General features: G+C 52.6%; 1 protein-coding gene. It reads right to left on the bottom strand.

What is annotated here, in order from left to right:
* Positions 1 to 610: Cdc6/Cdc18 family protein (locus AUR66_RS16165; protein ID WP_394326265.1), on the bottom strand; the 610-nt coding region annotated here is incomplete at both ends.

Consider the following 610-nt stretch of genomic DNA (forward strand, 5'->3'; position numbering starts at 1 on the left):
ATACTCCGCGTGAGGCTGCAGATTCATGATTTGGCTGCGGAGGAGGTTCGCCTCCGTTAGATTACTTGCAGGCTCAATCAGATCACTCGTCATCGTGTCTCTCCCGAGTCGCTGGGCAACCTCCCCCGTATTCCGAAAGAGCTCGATAGCCTTTCGCGCATCACCATACTGAGAGGCTGCTTTTGCCGCAACGAGGTCGATAATCCCGTCTTCGATGACTCCCTCTCGGAAGGCATCGCGACGTCGGCTCAGTATCTCTTTGAGTTGAGTTGCGTCATAAGGGCTAAACACGTACTCTTGGACGTTCACGCTTGACTTCGTCCGATTGCGAAGCAAATCTTTGAACTGCGTCTGATTGCTGATCCCAATAAGACTCAGGCGGCAGTCTTTGAGTTGCTGGGATTCCCCCGCTCGTGAGAGTTTCGCGATGACGTTGTCGGACGCTTCACCGAGTTTATCGATTTCGTCGAGAATGATGATTGCAACGTCGTACTTGTAGTCCAGTATCTCGTATAACGTCTCGTAGTAAGCTGCCCCACTGATCCCAGACTCGGGTGGATTCTTGATTCCCGTTTCCTCAGGCTCATTGAGTTCCGTACACGCACGACGG

The organism is Haloferax profundi, assembly GCF_001469865.1.
GTDB lineage: Archaea > Halobacteriota > Halobacteria > Halobacteriales > Haloferacaceae > Haloferax > Haloferax profundi.